The organism is Alloacidobacterium dinghuense, from assembly GCF_014274465.1.
Lineage (GTDB): Bacteria > Acidobacteriota > Terriglobia > Terriglobales > Acidobacteriaceae > Alloacidobacterium > Alloacidobacterium dinghuense.
In genome coordinates this window covers 834,964-852,333 of record NZ_CP060394.1, presented here as the reverse complement: position 1 = coordinate 852,333, position 17,370 = coordinate 834,964, and the positions used below count along the sequence as shown (strand labels likewise).

The window sequence follows — 17,370 nt, the reverse complement described above, 5'->3', positions numbered from 1 at the left end:
CTCAAACGACCTTAACCAACTGCAGAATCAATAAGATAGCGGGGGATGATCCCCCGCTATCTTATTGAAAACACATAAAGGCAAGCCCAACTCCCAAGGGGGAGGGGGATCCGGCCTATGGCACGTTCAGCGGCCGCATCCCGGTAATCGGGAAGAGCCCTGTCGGACCGTTCTCTTCGAGCATCGGTTGCGGACGGAAGAGGTACCGCACATAAAAGCCGCCCTTGCTGCTGGCATAATCCCGCGTGTTGTTGAAGCTCATGTAGCCGCCAACGTACCAGTGCTCGGCAATGGCGTAAGCGCCCTCACCCTCGAAGCTGTAGTTGGCGCTGACGCTCGTGGCCTCGCTGTAATAAGGATTATTCCTCGCGTACTGAATCGTAGGATCGAGCGGATAGTAAGGTGTCGCGGCCTCGTCGAACGCCTGCAGACCGAAACTGCCGAGCACCCGGTAATGAAACCGCGCGCCATGATGCCCATTGAAGGTCACAGGCACGCCCGCAAGGATGTACGTATCGGGACTGAAATAGCCACCCTGCCCGTAGGTGAAGTACCGCAGGTTGTGATCGTAGTGCATGCCGAAAAAGTTCATGCCCACGGTCAGGTTTCCGTAATCGGGATGATGCACCACCGCCCAGTAAGCCCCGGCGTCGCCGTCCAGGCGCGTGTTGTCCTGAACGTGGCGGCCGCTGATGTATTGCCCTCCGCCCTGGATGTACCAGCCGGATTGCGCGCTGCCAAAAGCCAATTGGAATTCTCCAGCATTGGTGACGACGCCTCCCCAGGTGTTGCCCTCATAGGTCGGCCCCCTGCTGCCGAGATCGCGCAAACCGGCATAGGAAAGCTGCGTGTCCGTGATTGGATCGCGCGCGAACGTCAGCGTGAAATGCGAGGTTGGAGGATGGACATAGATTCCGCCAATGATGTTCTGAACGAGGAAATCGTAAGGCGTATAGCCAATGTTGGCGGCAAACGAAGCCGTCCGCAACTGGAACTCGCCGCCAATGCCCGCCGCCGACTGCAGGTACGGTGTCGCGCCAGCCGGTAATGTTCCCTGCTGGAAGGTAGCCGTCGTCGTAGCTGTGCCCGAATCAAGCAGTACCGGACGCGTGATGACCGTGCCTCTCACGCCTGGCCCAAGCATGCTCGAAGCCTCAATCTGCCCCGTGTAGGCGGAGAGCTTGTCGTATCCCGGCTGACCGCTGCGGTAGTCGATGCCGGCATTGCCGCCAACCCATGGGCTCGATGCCCCCTGGATGATGGCCAGCTGATCCTCAATCTGCTCGCGCGGGGTCTTCGCGCGCACCACGTGCACACCCGGCCCGGTGAGCGGCGGTAACGCCGGCGCCTCAGCCCGCGCCGTCTCCGGCAGCGCATTCAGCGGCACTGGCGGTGGCGTAGCATCCCGGCTCCCCTCCCCGATTGGCGGCAGCCCGGTATCCGTCGACTGCGGATCCTGCACTCGACCGTTCATTTCGCGCACAGCCGATTGCAGCCTGCTCGCCGGATTCAAATCGTTCGCGTCAAGAAAATGCGCCGACTTGGATGTTGGTGCGAAAGAAACCGGCGGGTTTTGCGGCGCAGGTGTGGTCAGCGGTCGCGCAGGCACTTTCATCGTCACCGGTTCCAGATAGTCCATCGGTGCCGAGACCTGATCCTGCTCGACCGCCTGCTCGACTGGAGGAGCAGAGTGTCGCCGCGTGACCTTCGTCGGTCGCACATAAGCCTCGGTCGGAGGCACATAGCGATCATTGGTTGGAGTCAACGCATCATAACGACTTCCGTAGTCACCTAGGGCCGAAGTTGACGGCTGCCTCAGCGCAGCATCATCACCTACACTTCGCCCCGAACCGCCTTCTCTGGACTGCGCAAAGTCGCCGAGTGTCGGAACACTCTTGCTGGGAGCGTCCAGCCAGGAGACATCGCCGGCGCTGCCGCTCTCAGACGAATCGACCGGAGCGTTCAGCCGTGCGGTGCGCCCTGCGGGCGCAAGCAGCTGCATCAACTGCTGCATAGGAGACAATGTTCCGGGAGCACCCGTATCGCTGCCAGGCTGCGCAAAGATCCCTCCAGGCCCGGCTGGCCCCATAGCATCGAGCGCAGCCCGATAGTAAGCTGCCGCACGATCGGAATTTCCGCGTGCCTGTTCGTATTGAGCAGCGAGCCGCAAAATCGAAGGATTGCTCTTGTATTGATCGAGCGCGTCTTCGAGCCACGTTTCTGCCTGCTTCATGTCGCGCGCCGCCATCGCCGCGCCAATAGCACTCTCATACAGTTGGCTGGTCGCGTGAGTCATGTCCAGCGAAGCGTAAATTGCAACCGCCTGCCTCGGCTGCCCGATCTTGAGGTAGACACCGGCAAGCGCGCTGTAGACTTCAGCGTTTCCGGGAAAAGCTTGCGCAGCTGTCGTAAGAATTGCCACAGCACGATTCTGATCGCCTACAGCCAGCGCGCTGTTCGCGCGACGCACACTCCAGCTGGCTCCAAGGCGATTGAACTCGGCCTGCTGATCGTCCGTCATATCAGCCGAATTGGAGAGAGTCGTAACCAGAGCGTAGAGCTTCTGGTCGTCGCCAGTTCTCAGCAGCACCCAGCCATATTGGATCAGCACGTCAACTGGCTCGTCCGTGTTGCGATCGCGATAGATTTGCGTCAATTGCGCAAAGGTCTTCAACGCAGCCTGATTCTGTCCGGTCGCAGACTGGATCGATGCCAGCGTCTGCAAGTATGAAGGGTCCTGTTCCAAGCGAAGGCGCACAGACTCAGGCATTGCGGCAATCTGCCGCAATGCCTCGCGGTCGTGATTTCCCTGATGAAGAGCATTCAGCATGCCGCGCCATGCATCCGTATTCTGCGGATTCCTGTCGAGCTCCTCACGATAGATTGTGTACGCCTTCTGTTGATTGCCATTCGCCGCATACACATCGGCAAGCTGAAGTTCGATTCCTGTCTGAGGAGGTGGTGCAGCAGCGAGCGCTTGCTCCAGATACTTCTGAGCGCGATCCCACTCGTGACGCGTCTGATAGATGGATCCAACGAGAACGAGGAAGCTGGGATCACTTTGCTCCTTGTTCAGGATTGCCTGCGGCATGCTACCCATGGTGGCAAGAGCATCGTTATCACGACCGAGTTGATGCTGCGCGGCGATAAGCGCTCGCCACGCTCCGGCATTCCCCGGGTCTTCTGCAACGATCTGCTGGTAAAGCTGCAGCGCCGGCTCATATCTGTTGGCCATCATCAGCAACGCCGCATACTGCATCTGCTTATCAAGAGGCAGATCTCGCCCCTCATTCGGGAACGGCAAAGCCAGCGCTCGCTCGATGGCGCGGTCCGCTTCAGCTTTGCGGCCCAGCGCGAGGTTATCCTGTGCTAACGCTCGCAGATATTCGGGATCAGAGTTCAACTGAGCGCGAACATTCTTGGGCATACGGTCGCCGGTATTCAGCGCTCCCTGAGAATTGCCTGCTGCCGACTGGGCCAGAAAGAGGCCGCGCCAGGCGGTTTGGCGGTCAGGGCTGACGCGTACTGCACGTTCAAAGGCATCGATCGCCTCTGCGTTGTTTCCCGCCTGAACATAAGCTCCTCCAAGACCTTCCAGCGCGTCAGGACTCGATGGCTTGAGTGACAACGCAGCCGTATAGGACTCGATGGCGGCATCCGAATCGCCCGCCTGCAACGCGGCTCCTGCCTGCGACATCTTCTCCCAGAAGCGCGAGGTAGCAATCGCGCTTTCCAGTCCCCGTGCTCCTGCGGCGCGAGCACGTTCAAGATAGTCCGATGCATCCGCGAAGTCCTGCTGCTTCATGTACACGTAACCCATTCCGCTCAGGGCTCGCGGGTTGTTTGGCTGCTTCGCCAGCAGTGTCTCGAACTGCTGCCGAGCCTCATCCAACCGACCGCTATTGAGGGCGCGATACGCCGATGCCTCCAGCGGGTTCCCAGCGGGAGTGCTGGCTTTTGGCTTGGCCTGGGTGTCCACTGCAGTCGGAGCAGCGTTGGCAACCGCATTCCACGACTCAGCTTGCTTCAGGGCACTCTGCGCAGCCGGGACATTATCGTATCTCTGCAGGATTGCGATCCCTTCTGCGCGCGTCTTCGGTTCATATGTGAGGACGCGCCCGAGCGTGATCGAGTAACGGGAATCCGCCGGGAATTGCTGCGCGAGCTTCCGTAATCCTGCAACGGCATGAGGCCGGTCCGCCGGGATGGCAGCCTCGGTGTCATAGTAGGCGAGCGCGTAGTCTCCCGCAGGGGGATTATTGCCCAAAACGTCGCGGTAGATCCGCATAGCGTCTGCATACCGGCCACTCTGCGCAAGACTGGCCGCCTGATCGAGGCGCACATTCTTCGGCGCAACACCGGGCATAGCTTGGATCTTTGCGATATCCGCAGGATTACCCCCGGCAGCGCGCAGACGATCGAGATATCTTCTGGCTTCATCCGTATTTCCGAGCTGCATGTCAGCCTTGGCGATTCCAAGAAGCGCCTCTCGACTGTTCGGATCGGCGAGTAGTACCTGCTGCCAAGTCTGAACCGCCATATCCAGGTGTCCATTTGCAGCGAGGGATTGCGCCTTCATCAACAGGGCGCGTTCCGCCGTGGATTGACCCCATGCGCCTGGCGAGATTCCGAGAGCCAGCGCACAAGTGGCCACGAGAAGAAGTGTTCGGCAAGCGTTACGGTTCACTTTTTCCATTGGACCCTCAGCGTTCCATCGGGAGCGAAGCGAAAGCGTTGTTCCTGCCAGCCCAGCGCGAAGAGCGCCAGATTCTGGTCATAGTAGTGCGGCGGATCTCCAACTAACCCAGTTGACGGCTCAATTTGAGCCAGTACATTTCGAAGCTGGAGAGTGGCCGCGGCCTTTTCACCGGATGTCATGAGCAGCGGCATCACCGCAGCTGAAAATCCCGGCGGAGCCGTAGTACTCACAACCGTCCCATCGGGATTAACTACCTCAGGTGGCGAAAGGTGTGTCTTTACATAGCTGGACATGGGGGCAAACAGATGCAGGAGGCTCGCAGCTCCCGGTGAGTCCTGCGCGGTAGTGCCCACCCAAAGATACACGCGGATTGCATCATAGCTGCCACAGGCAGGCCTTGAACTTGTTCCTGGCTCGCTGACTGCGGAAAAGCCTTTGCCGCTTGTGTATTCAACCCAGTCCATGGCAAAACCGGAAGGGCTCGCCTGCTGCAGCCATGCAGGCAGAGCGGCGGCCATCGCACTCCACGGTCCTTGAGGATCAACATGTCTCGCCGCGAGCAACAACGGCAGCGGCATGTAGCTCGGATTAAAGACCCAATGATCTGCATCCGGATGAAAGCCATTTGGGCCGGGCAACAAAACAGCACCTGCCTGCGGCACTGTAGCGCTCTCATTCTTTGCGATCAACGACAGCATAGCCTTTCCGGTTCTGCTGTAGCCTGGCTTTGACCAAAGTTCGCCTGCTTCAATCAGGCTGTAAGCGACCCAAAGATCAGAGTCTGATGCCGAGTTCTGATCGAGTACCCCCCACGAACCATCGCTCTTTTGGCCCCAACTCCAAGCAGGCAATTTCTTAGCAAGATCACCTTGCGCGAGATTGTCTTGCGTCCACTCCTGAATGCGATCAAATGAGTTGTTATCTCCTGCGACAAGCGCGAAAAACATGGCATAGCTCTGTCCTTCTGAGGTAGTCATCGAATTCCGCGACGGATCAACAACTCGGCCTTGAGGACTGAGGAAATGCGCAGCATAGTGGTCCCACAACGGCCAGGAGCTGGCTCTCGCTGCAGACTGGCAGCATAAACCGAGCGTTGCAGCGAGCAAGATCGCGGCCTTCATGTCTGCTGTGCCTCCAGGCGTGCCTTTGAACGCTGATCGAGCCATGCCCTCGTCCATGGGACTACGAAAAGACCGAGGACAAATGTCAGAACGACGATCATCCAGGGGAAGGCTCGCAGCCAATAGCGAATGCGGGCCCACCACGGTAGATACCCAACATGGTAGTAGCGATCGCCCAGTCGGTAGGATGTGAATTCACTTCCGTGCAGAACGCTCACCGATTCGCTGATATCGCCAGACGTAGAAAACTTTGTGAAGGCTGCAATAAATGGGCCTGCAAGGGAATCATTTTTGATGGTGATGCTGACAATGGAACGATTCGAAGCCCAGGGCGATTCACTTCCCTGAATCAGCGCATCCGGGAATTGACCCAGGCTCTCAAGTAGCCCATCCCGCTCCTTTGCCTGCCGCAGCTTCCACCACCAGTTTGGCCGCATTTCGGCAACCTGCCACCAGGCGTGTTCCACTGATGCAAAGAACCCGCCTGTATCGTGAATAGAAAAACCCTGCTCCTTCACTTCGACCGGCAACTGCTGACTCAACCGTTCAAATGCTGGCTCGTCATCCGGCGCTCCGAGAATTAGATAGTCGGCATCGGCCCCGAGCAATGAGGAATCGCCAACCGAAACCCGTAGTGCCGGATAGCCCGTCTGCTCGCCAAAATTTGCAAGTAACGCTAGATAGATTCCGAGTTCCTGTGGGCTGGGGCGCGGTGGAAGCACAATTTTGGTCTGGGAAAGATCGGCAAAGCGCGTAAAAGGAAATCCCGCATTGGAAAAAAGTTCAAGATTAGGCATGGCAGCCCAGTGCTTCAGGCCACGTATGTCCAGATAGGAACTGCGAAGTATTGCACCCTGCAGGTTGATGGGAGCTGTATCCTGGCAATTCCCAGTCTTCGCCATCTGGAAATAGAAGGTGAAGAGAAATGTGTTAGCAGACGGCCGCATATTCGATACTGGGACCGCAAGATCATATGCCAGCGTCTTCTTGGGATTGTTGTCATGCGGTAGCGCCAGCTCATTTACCAGCGATCCGTTTGCACTCACGCGCAACGTCGATGCATTCGCGAGTGGAATGGAGTTGTACCGGTAATCCATGTGGAGGGGGATATTTTGCCGGTCGCCGTAGTAGATGTCAGGTGGCAGCCTGAGGTAAATCGGCAGAGGTCCTGAACCATCGCTTTGCAGCTCCGGGTTTCCAGAATAATCCCAGAAAGGAGAGAGGCGATCAGTCTTCAACCACAATGGCGCATCGTCAGCTTCGCGTGCTTGAGGCAGGCGATATTCGCCTATACGGGTTGTAGTACCCTGCAGCATCATATTGCCGGTTGCAACTGCACGGGCTGCTGTCACCAATTGATCAGCATCATCACCTGCAACGATGAGTATCTTGCCGTAAGGATCGACTGGGTTTGTGCGGACAGCAACAACAGGACCACCGCTGCCCAGATCAACTCCTGCGGGAAGACTCGAATAGCCTTCCACGAAAACAACGAGGTTGCCCGATGGTAGTGTGCTGCCGACTGTCACAGGAAAGGTTAGCGGTCTCGACTTTGCCGCGACTCCAAACCATGATGCCAGGATGCCTGCAGCCTCAAATGCATTATTGCTGGGCTGGCTGCTGGTGAAAGCAATCGGTATTGAAGCGGAAGAGCTGCTGATTGCCCCGTCATAGAAAGGCAGGGGTAGTATCTTCAGGTCGTCAGCCAGCGGAAGCAGCGATCCGGATACTTCGACGCTTGAAGTATTCTCAACCCGTCCCCACAACACGGTGTTTGCCGGGTCCTCGCATTGCTGAGTGTAGTGCCCGATAAACTCCAGTCTTAATACGTTGTTGCGAACTAACAGATCAGAAGGAAGCGGCAGGTCCGCCTTCAGAGAATCCTGCACATCCTCAACCTTTGCCGGGACGGGCAGCGTCGACACCAACGCACCGTTCAGATAGACGTTCAGGTGGCTCATCTGAGGAATAAGTGAAGGCGAAAATGCGTAACGCAGATGCAGCGTAGACTTTTGCACGACCTCGGTCTGAGGCAAGGCAAAAGGGGCGTCACGAGATGCTGCGACTCCGCGGAACACAATCGCCTCCGGTATCCCAATATCTTTCAACGTGAACGTCGACTGGAACGTTCCTCCAGCAGAAGTCGCAGCTTGAGAATCGCGGGCTGGAGCAGATTTGCCGCGTTTCTGGGCCCGCAAAGGGGTACATGCACCTGCAAGGATCATCGCGAGTACAAGAATCGCTGTTCCAGCGCGCACGGCAGCGGGCAACTCGGCGTCTTTCCTCTTGGGAATCAGGGTTCCAAGAGCATGTCCAACACCCCTAATAGACAAGCGAACGAGACGCGCAAAACTGCGCCAGGGCTTGTCTGCTTCACGACGCTCGCTCCTGCTCAGCCATGAATCGGCGCGGGAATAAAGAACGAGCGTCAGCAATTCTTCTTCCTCAAGCGACAAATCTTCGTACCTGATGCGTAGATTCAAACCGTTCGTCGCAACAATTGATGCCGGGAATACCGTCTGTTTTCTGCGTAAGGGATAGATCACTTCGACTCGGGAAGCTTGCGGGAGATTTAGCTGTTCTTCAAGATCGATTGAGGCGCCGCCGAGAGACATGTTGACGGACTCACCAAATACGCTTTTCCCGCCCGGCAGGCGAATTTCCACGGGCATATGCGTATCGATCCGCACGTCTGTTCTCAGCTGACGGGACTCGAATGCGACCGCATTCGCGGTGCCCACAATAATCAGGTTGAAGAGTATCCAGAAGACGTTCATCGCGATGGTCCCCGGATGGTCAGGGTTCCAATAAAAGAAGCGAATGGGCGCAACCACCAGGCCAGCAACATTGAGAAGAATCAAGGCGATATACGGACGGGCAATCCGAGCATCGAAATAGCTCTTCTTCACGATTCCGCCCTTGGCTGTCACATTGAACTTACCCAGCTTTGGATTAATGAGTGCGAGCAAAGTTGGCCCAAGAATGTATGGGGCAAGAACTGTTTCGTACACCTCGTTCCAGAAGGAATGACGATATTTGCCCTGGATGCGGAAGTTGGTGAGGTTTGACAGAAAAAGGTGGGGCATCGCATACGCCAGGATTGCCAGCCAATATCCCGGGATATTGATGCGCCCCAGCAACATATATACGAGCGGGGCCGTGAGGAATACGAGTCGGGGAACGGCGTAGAGGAAGTGAATCATCGCGTTGAAGTAACACAGCCTCTGAGGCCATTTAAGCCCGCGCGCAAAGAGAGGATTGTCCGTCCGCATCACCTGGATCATGCCGCGCGCCCAACGGATTCGCTGCCCTACGTGACTGGAGAGGCTTTCCGTGGCAAGACCCGCAGCTTGCGGGATGTTGATATATGCGGTGTTCCATCCCCGTGTCTGCATACGCAGAGACGTGTGCGCGTCTTCTGTAACTGTTTCGGTGGCAATTCCTCCGATCTCATTCAGAGCCGTACGACGTAGAACAGCGCAGGAACCGCAGAAGAATGTGGCATTCCAGAGATCGTTGCCGTCCTGAAGAACACCATAGAACAGTTCACCCTCGTTGGGGATCACCATGAACTGGTGTAGATTTCGCTCAAACGGATCAGGAGAATAGAAGTAGTGCGGCGTTTGCAGCATGCCCAGCTTGGTGTCTTTCAAAAACCATCCGAGCGTGACCTGTAGAAAGCTACGCGTTGGGACGTGATCGCAATCGAAGATCGCAACATACGGCGAATCGAGCACGGTCAACGCATGATTTATGTTTCCAGCCTTGGCATGCTTATTATCCGTTCGCGTGACGTAGCCGATATCTGCCTCTTCACAAAATCTACGGAACTCTTCGCGCCTGCCATCGTCCAGCACGTAAACATGAAGTTTTTCACTTGGGTAATCAATATTCAGCGCAGCAAAGGCGGTTGACCGGACCACGGACAACGGTTCGTTATATGTAGGAATAAGAACGTCGACATGCGGCCAGTCTTCCAGGTTCTTCGGCATTGGGTAGGGTGGTCGCCGGAGAGGACGAATGGTCTGGATATAGCCGAGAAACAGGATCACAAATGCGTAGCCCTCAGCCGAGAGAAGAATGAGCATGAAGATGATGTTGATCACACCCAGCTTCGAACCCGAGGTTGCAAGTGCCTGCCCAACGGTGAAACAGCGCCAGTATGCATATCTGGCAGTAGCCAGCATTGAGGCAAACATGAGTGCCAGAGTTACAAGCTCGGAGGCGGACGTGCGGTGGATCGCAAATGCAAGGACGATGGTCAGGATGCCAAGCACCGCCTGTTCGGGCCATCTGAAATCAATCGTGACGCATTCAAAAGCGAAGAAAAGAAGCATTCCATAAACAAGAATGCGAGCCAGGCTTGCCCATGGACTGGATCCGGTTCCGAGCAATCTCCAGTGGGTAAGGATTCGCTTCATCGCTCGCTCCAGCGCGCCTGCGTTCTAGACGCGGCGCGGACCGGACTTCGCTTTCTCACCCAGGATGCCAGTTCCAGGTAGTCGTGGGTCACTGCCGATCCCGGAGCGTGATCGGCAACTGTCATTCTGGAGGCAATCGCTTTGGCCACCTCAGCGCCATCGCGGATCGTAAGCGGCAGGAGTCGGTCACCACACTGCCTCTCCACCAACGCTCGCGCCCGATGGTCGATCGTATCTTGATCATCAAACCGATTGAATAGGTAGAAAACTTCAGGAACTTCTATCCCGGAAGACTCCATTGCTTTGAACGAGGCCTCGATTCGCGAAACAGTAAGGATGGAATTCAGGTCGGGCAACAGAGGCACAAGAACTGTGCCGCACATACCAAAGATTTCTGGCAGCAGACTCATGGATGCCGGCCCGAGGTCGAAAATGGTTCGCTGTGCTTTGCGCATTGCGACCTTCACCTCTTCCAGCCACGGCTTCGTAATCTCATTCGTACCGAACACTTGGAGCGGTGGGTAATTCACATCAGGAGCGACAAAAGTACGCAATCCTGGACGCAGATCCGTAGCTCCAAAGTAAAAAGGCAGCAATCCGCTCGCTGATGCATCAACCAGCAGGACTTTCTCCTTCGTGGCACAGAAGATTCTGCCGAGGTTGGCACAAAACGTAGTCTTACCTACCCCACCGGCGAGAGAATAGATCGCCAATGCGGGCGACAGAGTTTCAGCGGGCGCTGTCAGGCCCGGCTCAAAAAAAGTTGTGGGAATCAATTCAGGCAAATCAACCAACTGCGGCGTTGGCGCTGCTGCCGACGTCTGGGCGCTCATTGGAACCGAAGGTGTGGAATTCTCCTGGATGGGTTTCCCAATGATGGATGGCTCCGCTATGGGTGCCGCAATGGAGGATTCAAAGACCTGCGCCTCACTTTCAATACTCACGTTGGGAGCAGAAGGCACTTCACTTTTCCGAATGTCTACATCGGTAGTATGTTGAATATGTCGCGCTTTTCGCTGCCTGGAGAAATCGAGGTAGGTTGCGTCTTCGACATTCGCCCATGAATAGAGATTCGCAACGTCTTTTGCCAGGTCAGTATCTATTTCTGCCGAGGCGTGCTGTTTACCTTCGCCGTTTACCATCGGTCAAATCCATTTCTCCCAAAAAGCTTGCTATCGATCTCGTACTCTACTGCCCTATTTCCTTTGGTAACTGCGAACTAACCAACGTAACCAACAAATACAGCCAAAGGTAACAAACTTCGATGGGCTATCTCTACAACTTTCGCGGTAGAAAAACAATCACAGACTTAGGGACGAAAGGGGAGCTCCGGACAGCGCGACTGGGGAAGCTGTTAGAGCACTAATTCTATTTGGTTTATTAAAGTTGCCTCATCATACTGTACTTAGCTGAGGTCTGCCTACGAGAATTTGCGCCAGAGAATCAGACAATAACCACTCTTCTTATTTAAGGGATAGAAATTTCACAGGTATCTGAGGCACTAGGAAAAGCAAGCGACGAAGAATGCCCCTTCATTTATCTGCTATCTGGATCATTTCCTTTCTCACTATCGCGCTGATGTTGCTTCGCCCCTGGAGAATTCCAGAGGCGATTTGGGTCTGCGGCGGCGCAGGTCTATTGATATTGTTCAGGTTGGTTCCTCTCAACATCGCTCGGCACGCTGTTTTCGAGGGCACGGATGTCTACTTGTTTCTTGCCGGGATGATGATTCTGGCCCAATTGGGGCAGGCGCATGGAGTCTTCGATTGGCTTGCAACCGTAGCAATTCAGCACGCCAAAGCGTCCCGTGCTCGCCTGTTTATATTGATTTACGTAGTCGGCACCGTAGTGACAATTTTCATGTCGAACGACGCTACGGCTGTCGTACTCACACCCGCCGTTCTGGCGGCGGTGAAGAAAGCCAAGACTGAACCCCTCCCTTGCCTTCTAAGCTGCGCCTTCATCGCAAACGCCGCAAGTTTTGTACTCCCCATCTCCAATCCCGCTAACCTGGTCGTATTTCATCTGGGAATGCCGCCCCTCGCTCAATGGCTCCGGATGTTTGCTGTCGCGTCAGTGCTGTCGATCGTCACAACCTTTGCTGCCCTGTTCTGGTATTGCAGAGAATCTCTTCGGGGTGAGACGGAAACCAACATCGGGAATGGCCATCTTTCTCAAACGGGCAAACTGGCACTCATGGGAATTGGACTGGTTGCAGTCGTGCTGCTGACTGCTTCAGCGCTAGGCAAAGATCTTGGATTGCCAACCTTCGCTACATCAGTGGTGGTCGTGATGGCTATTAGCGCTAGAGAACGCCGCAATCCAGTTGCCATCATTCGAGGCATCTCGTGGAGCGTTATTCCTCTAGTGGCTGGACTCTTTATCCTGGTTGAAGCTGTGAACCGTGCCGGTGCAGCTCACCTTTCGCAAGCCGCGTTGCATGCAGTAGTGAACTGGCCACCCGTAGCGGCCGCCCTCGCTACCTCACTCACGATCGGTGTGGGTACGAATCTCATCAACAATCTTCCTCTTGGGCTGATTGCAGGAGCGTCTGTCCATCAGGCGCACATCGTTGGGAGTCTGCGGAATGCAGTGCTGGTGGGTATTGACCTCGGCCCAAACCTCTCCGTCACAGGATCGCTCGCAACGATTCTTTGGCTGATCGCCATCCGCAAAGAAGGCTTACACGTGAGCGCATGGAGCTTCCTCAAGGCTGGCATTATCGTAATGCCTTCGGCACTGCTGCTGGCAACACTGGCTGTCTGCCTGACGCGCTGAACTACTGCGAAAACGCCTTTTCAAAGAATTTGACCATGCGCTGACGAGCATCAAAGCCGTGCCAGGGCTCCGTACTCGGGTTACCGAATATCCCGCCCGCGAGTGGGCCGTGATCTTCGCGTGGATAGCGGACAAGATCGACCGGAACGCCGACCTGACGCAGCGCTCGATACATCTCAAGGCTCTGCCCAAGTGGGTCAGTAGTATCGCCGTCACCCTGCAATAGAAGAAAGGGAGTCTTAGCGTGCCCAATCCCGGAAAGCGGGCTTTGTTTCCAGGCGTCGGCATCATGCTCCCAAGGCTTGCCGTAGAACCAGCGGTCATACCATGAACTGCTCTCGGTGCCGTACTCGCTGTATTGATCAATCACAGGAGCACCGCTAACGATCGCCTTGAATCGGTTGGTCTTTCCTTCCGCGAAACCGGCCATCTCGCCGCCGTAGCTATAGCCCATCAACGCAAGCTTGTCAGAATCTATTGAGTTATGAGCGATGACCGCATCGACTCCGGCCATGATGTCCCGGAAATCGGCTCCGCCGAGGTCATTCTTGTTTGCAGCTGCGAACGCAGCGCCATAGCCTGTGCTTCCCCGTGGATTTGGCCGGAGAACGGCCCATCCATGCCCCAATAGAAACGGAATGAGCGGAGAATATCCGTCTTCCCATGCACCGGTTGGGCCGCCGTGCACATCGATAATCAGCGGCACCTTGCGATCTTTGGCTTGCGGCGGCAGATAAAGCAAGCCGTCGATCGTTTTCCCTTCGTTCTGCCACTGGATGAGTTGCGATGGTGTTTCGGTCCATTCTGCGGGAATCACGGAAGGCAGGTTGAGCGCTCGCGGCGTGTGCCCAAGCTTCTCGACAAAGTAGAGCGTTTGTGGCTTTGTGCTGCTCGCCCCGATCCAAACCCATCCACTTCGCCGCGCGTTCGTATCGAGATTTGTAACAACCGATGTATCAAATTTCTCGAGTTCAGGTGAACTGCCGCCAAATCGAGCGACGGATATCTTCGTGCCGTTCTGCACCGGCTGCAGTACCTTGCCATCGAACGCGATTGGCTTTTCGTGAGCAATCGATCCTACATAACCCTGGCTAAGGCTCTTTACCGATGCATCGCTAAATTTGAACTCGTAGAGATCGTTGTAGCCCGGCGGTGAATCCGGCTCTGATTGCGATAGAAAATAAAGCCGCTTACCGTTCTCCGACCATGTAGCTTGGGCTACCGATGGCGGAATCTCCTTCGCCTGCTCCGCCTGATCAGGGCTTGCTATCTTTAGGAGCCACGCCCCCTTCGCTGGCCCAAGATCCCCAACATTGCCAGGCTTCTCTGCAATCACCAGAAGTTTGTCGGACTGCGCGCTCCATGAAGCAGACTCGACATCAGGTGTTATGGCCGTCTTCGCCAGCTTGCCGGTTGCTGGATCGAGCAGATAGAGCCTTGCGCCATGTGGATTGTGATCAACCCACTGAGCATCGGCCTTCTCCGTCTCCTCTTTCTTTTCTCCCGGAGTCTGTGGATCCTTTGCGATGATCGCAATCCATCTTCCGTCAGGAGAAACAGCGAACCGCTCTACATCGATCTCAACCTGCTCTTGCTTCTGAGTTGATTTTTCCTGGCTCGGCGGAATCGCATCCGGCTCCTGCGACAAATCGACACGCGGGTCTACTTTCAACGAATAAGGATGCGCCTCGCCACCCTCCATCGGCAGGCGATATAGCTGCGTATGCTCTCCGCGCTTGGCCAGGAATAGAACGGCGCTCCCATCCGGCATCCACTCTCCGTTATGCTCGCCACGCTTGTCAGACTCGGGAGAATACGTGAGCTGGCGTGAAGAATTCTGTTTGATGTCGACCAGCCACAGATGTGTGCGGCCCCCATCGGCAGTCGCATCTGCAACCTGCACGAGCACACTTTGCCCGTCGGGCGAGAGCCGCGGCTGACTAATGGCACGCGTATGGCGCAAATCTTCATTGGTTGGAAAGCGCGTTTGCTGCGCGACTGAACCTGATGTCGAAACCCCAATAATCACAGAAGTGAGCAGGATGAGAGCGTGCCTTGAACGCATGCCTTTGAGCATACCGTGAGACTGTAACGAATTTGACCAAGCCGTCACGAATTACCTGTACACTCGCTGGAAGGTTTGTCGGTTCACGGCCGCACAGAAAACGCCGATTGCGCCAGCACTCGGACTAAAAACATCTATGGACTCCTCCTTCCAACCCGCCACAGAAACCGCCGGTGCTGCGCAACCGTCATTTTGGGCTTCCGTCCGTGAGGCACTTCGCGGTTCGCATCAGGACTACACAGCCGGCAACCTGAACCGGGCAATCATTCTGCTTGCGATTCCCATGGTGCTGGAGATGGTACTGGAATCGCTCTTTGCTGTCGTGGATGTCTTCTGGGTCGGTCGTCTCGGAGCAAATTCAGTGGCAACCGTGGGCCTGACCGAATCGCTGCTGTCGCTAGTGTTTGCGGTTGGCATTGGCCTGGCCATGTCGACTACTGCGATGGTCGCGCGCCGCATTGGCGAGAAAGATCCGGAAAACGCTGCGATCGCAGGCGTGCAGGCAATCTTCCTCGGATTGCTGATTTCTCTGGCGATCGGAATTCCTTCTTTTGTCTTTGCGCCGCGCCTCCTGCAACTCATGGGAGCATCGCCGGAGCTTGTTGCCACGGGTTCAGGCTACGCGCGAATTGCGTTAGGAGGTTGCGGGGCGATCGTCATGCTCTTCCTCAATAACGCGATTTTTCGCGGGGCGGGCGATGCGGCCATTGCGATGCGCCTGCTCTGGGTGTCGAACATTATCAATCTCATTCTCGATCCGTGCCTCATCTTCGGCCTCGGGCCATTTCCAAAGCTGGGAGTGACGGGCGCTGCGCTAGCAACGTTTACAGGCCGCAGCATCGGAGTGCTGTATCAGATCTATCGACTGCTGAAGGGTACAGAACGCATTCATGTGATGATGCGACACATTCGAATTCATCTCGACGTATTGTGGCGGCTGGTGCGTGTATCGATCACCGGGATTTTACAGTTTGCCATTGCACACACGAGCTGGATCGCTATGGTGCGCATCATTTCGTTCTTCGGCGCAAGCGCTCTTGCTGGATACACCGTCGCCATCCGCATCCTTATCTTCATCATTCTGCCGTCGTGGGGATTGAGTAATGCTGCTGCTACTTTGGTTGGGCAGAACCTGGGCGCCAAGAAGCCGGACCGGGCAGAAAAGTCAGTATGGCGCACGGGTCTTTACAATGTGATCTTCCTCGGAAGCATCGGCATTTTCTTTGTCTTCTTTGCGACGCCGGCTGTGAGTCTTTTCATTCAGGACCCCGCAGTGGTCCCGATTGCCGCTACGGCGCTTCGCATATTAAGTTACGGAAACATCGGATACGCCTACGCCATGGTGATGCTGCAGGCATTCAATGGCGCCGGAGATACGATCACACCGACCATTGTGAACTTCTTCGGTTTCTGGATGCTGCAAATTCCGCTGGCCTGGTGGCTTTCGTTTAGAGTTGGCATGCACGAATTCGGCGTGTTCCTCGCGATCGTCCTCTCGGAGTGTTCCATTGCTGGCGCAAGCGTGCTTCTCTTCCGTCGTGGCCGCTGGAAGCAACAGAAGATCTGACGCCATTACACTGGATCTATGGCGCATGAACCAAAGCCCATTCCTGCGGACAAAATTCGACTGATTGTTTTTGATCTTGATGGCACGCTCATCGATTCGCGCAAAGACCTCACCAACTCCATCAACGCAATGCTCACGGAGTTCGATCGCCAGCCGCTCCCGGAAGAGATTATCTCCGAGTACATTGGCGATGGCGCCGGGATGCTGGTCCGCCGCGCGCTCGGCGATCCTGACGATGAGAAGTTCGTAGAAAGCGCACTGACCTCCTTCCTGAATCACTACCGGATACACAAGCTGGATTACACGTACGTCTACGACGGGGTGTTTGCTGCGCTCGACGTCCTGAAAACAGGGCGGCAACTCGCGGTGCTAACCAACAAGCCCGTTCGACCAGCCGAAGCCATCTGCGAGGCCCTGGGATTGAGTCCTTATTTCTTTCGGATTTACGGCGGAAACAGTTTTGCGACCAAAAAGCCGGACCCCGAAGGACTGACCACTCTAATCCGTGAAGCGAGAGTACAGCCTGAAGAGACCGTCATGGTTGGCGACTCCGACGTGGATATTCTGACGGCGCGGCGGGCCAGAACCTGGGCAATCGGCTGCCGCTATGGTCTCTCCTCTCACACGGTGGAATCCATACCATCCGATTATTTGGCCGATTTTCCGAAAGACTGGATTTCTGCGCTGGATACTGCGAAGATGGAAAAATAAATCGTTTT

Annotated in this window: 8 protein-coding genes; 3 read left to right on the top strand and 5 right to left on the bottom strand. The window is 55.8% G+C overall.

All coding sequences use genetic code 11. From position 1 onward, the window contains the following. Window positions 1–115 precede the first annotated feature (115 nt). Genes H7849_RS03480 through H7849_RS03465 form a run of 4 tightly spaced genes read right to left on the bottom strand, consistent with a single transcriptional unit; the run spans window position 116 to window position 11,383 of the window. Window positions 116–4,696, bottom strand: a complete 4,581-nt coding sequence (locus H7849_RS03480) for a cellulose biosynthesis protein BcsC (RefSeq protein WP_186744165.1) — start codon at window positions 4,694–4,696, stop codon at window positions 116–118. Beyond that, window positions 4,684–5,865, bottom strand: a complete 1,182-nt coding sequence (gene bcsZ, locus H7849_RS03475; protein WP_186744163.1) for a cellulose synthase complex periplasmic endoglucanase BcsZ — start codon at window positions 5,863–5,865, stop codon at window positions 4,684–4,686. The genes H7849_RS03480 and bcsZ overlap by 13 nt, the downstream gene beginning before the upstream one ends. Further along, window positions 5,817–10,241 (bottom strand): UDP-forming cellulose synthase catalytic subunit, encoded by a 4,425-nt coding sequence (gene bcsA, locus H7849_RS03470; RefSeq protein ID WP_186744161.1) that lies wholly within the window; start codon window positions 10,239–10,241, stop codon window positions 5,817–5,819. The genes bcsZ and bcsA overlap by 49 nt, the downstream gene beginning before the upstream one ends. Further along, the gene (locus H7849_RS03465; RefSeq protein WP_186744159.1) at window positions 10,238–11,383 is read right to left on the bottom strand and encodes a nucleotide-binding protein; all 1,146 of its coding nucleotides are present in this window, start codon (window positions 11,381–11,383) and stop codon (window positions 10,238–10,240) included. The genes bcsA and H7849_RS03465 overlap by 4 nt, the downstream gene beginning before the upstream one ends. Before the next feature lie 382 nt (window positions 11,384–11,765). On the opposite strand from H7849_RS03465, the gene H7849_RS03460 reads away from it, so the two are divergent. Further along, window positions 11,766–13,019, top strand: a complete 1,254-nt coding sequence (locus tag H7849_RS03460) for an arsenic transporter (RefSeq protein WP_186744157.1) — start codon at window positions 11,766–11,768, stop codon at window positions 13,017–13,019. Between the two features lies 1 nt (window position 13,020). On the opposite strand, the gene H7849_RS03455 is transcribed toward H7849_RS03460, so the two are convergent. Beyond that, window positions 13,021–15,084, bottom strand: coding sequence for a S9 family peptidase (locus H7849_RS03455; RefSeq protein WP_186744156.1), 2,064 nt, complete (start codon window positions 15,082–15,084; stop codon window positions 13,021–13,023). A gap of 136 nt (window positions 15,085–15,220) precedes the next feature. Between H7849_RS03455 and H7849_RS03450 the strand changes: the two genes are divergently transcribed. After that, on the top strand, window positions 15,221–16,651 hold the full coding sequence (locus H7849_RS03450; RefSeq protein ID WP_186744154.1) for an MATE family efflux transporter: 1,431 nt from the start codon (window positions 15,221–15,223) through the stop codon (window positions 16,649–16,651). An 18-nt stretch (window positions 16,652–16,669) separates the two neighbouring features. Continuing rightward, complete coding sequence (locus H7849_RS03445) at window positions 16,670–17,362, top strand: HAD family hydrolase (protein WP_186744152.1); 693 nt, start codon at window positions 16,670–16,672, stop codon at window positions 17,360–17,362. Window positions 17,363–17,370 lie beyond the last annotated feature (8 nt).